At 64.2% G+C, this 1,284-nt stretch carries 1 protein-coding gene and 1 pseudogene; one reads left to right on the forward strand and one right to left on the reverse strand.

Features of this window, described 5'->3' with window-relative positions; all coding sequences use genetic code 11:
• The first annotated feature begins 306 nt into the window (after positions 1-306).
• Complete coding sequence (locus tag GR303_RS24220; RefSeq protein WP_161727021.1) at positions 307-1,047, forward strand: helix-turn-helix domain-containing protein; 741 nt, start codon at positions 307-309, stop codon at positions 1,045-1,047.
• Between the two features lie 24 nt (positions 1,048-1,071).
• On the opposite strand, the pseudogene GR303_RS24520 reads toward GR303_RS24220, so the two are convergent.
• Positions 1,072-1,284: pseudogene (locus GR303_RS24520) on the reverse strand (histidine kinase); the annotation flags it as partial.

A 1,284-nucleotide genomic window follows, 5' to 3' on the forward strand; every position in this document is an offset into this window, starting at 1 on the left:
AGGTCGGCGGTTCACAATCATTGGTTCTGTCGCTTTTCGACAACACTCGTACGAGAAGCGGGGCAGTTGTTGCTTGAGCATTTCTGCAGGTTGCTGCCATTGTTACGGGAAGTCTTTGTGGCGCAATGTGAGGCATGCTGAGCGTCAAGGTCACAGCTTCAGGAAACTTCCGCACACGACCGGCCCAGAGAGGCGGGGACGGCCTCGTTTGGTCAGGTCGCGCAACTCTGCTGTGACATATTGGTCCGAACCAGCTTCGGCCTGATGCGTTAAACGCCCAACCGAAGCTGACCTTCAAGGGCTGCCGTGAACATCCAGGGGCATACCCGGTCCGACATCACGGAGCACGGCAGGAACCGCATCCTTGCCGCTCTCCCCCAAGACCTCTTGTCCGCTCTGATGGAGCGGGCAGGCATCGTCTCGTTGGCTCGTGGCCGGATCCTGCAAGAGGTGGGCGAGCCTGTGCGAGAAGCCTTGTTCCCGCACAGCGGCGTCATCGCCCTCGTCTCGCCGATGCGGGACGGTCGCAGCGTCGAAACCGCGGCCGTCGGCCCGGAGGGCTACCTTGGCTTCTGGGCAGTCCTGGGCAGCGACGACCGGGCGCTCTGCCGCGCCGTCGTTCAGGAGCCAGGGACCGCAACCCGCCTGTCGATCGACAGCCTCCTGGCGATCAGCCGCGAGTATCCGCCGCTCAGCGACCTGCTGCTGCGGTTCAGCAAGGTGCTCCTCACGCAATCGATCCAAGCGGCCGCGTGCAACGATCTCCATACGCTCAAGGCCCGTTGCGCCCGCTGTCTGCTCCACGCGCATGACCGCGTCGACCAGAGCGATGCGGTCGAGATGTCCCAGGCTCGCCTCGCTCTGATGCTGGGCGTGCGCCGGCAATCCTTGAGCGCTGTGACCAGATCCTTGCAGGCACGCGGCATCGTCCAGCTGGAGCCAGGATGCATCAGGGTTCTCAACCGAGCCGGCCTTGAGGCGGCCTCCTGCGAATGCTACGGAGTCGTGCGCGAGGCCTACCGGACCATCTTACCGGCAGCGGGCTAAAGGGTAGCCCATGTTGGCCCTCCGCTATCGCGTGAGGTTCTCGACCGGCATGGTCAGACGTACGGTCAATCCCGCTTCCTCCCAGTCCTGTTCCATGCGCGCTCCAAGCTGCCCGGTCGCTCCGCGATCGGCGAGCACTGTCCCAAAGCCCCGGTGGGCTGGCGGTCCCTGAACCGGTGGACCGCCACGTTCCTGCCAAGTCAGCCGGAACTGATCGTCTGGCAGGAGTTCTCCTCG

The organism is Microvirga arsenatis, assembly GCF_009910705.1.
GTDB classification, from domain to species: domain Bacteria; phylum Pseudomonadota; class Alphaproteobacteria; order Rhizobiales; family Beijerinckiaceae; genus Microvirga; species Microvirga arsenatis.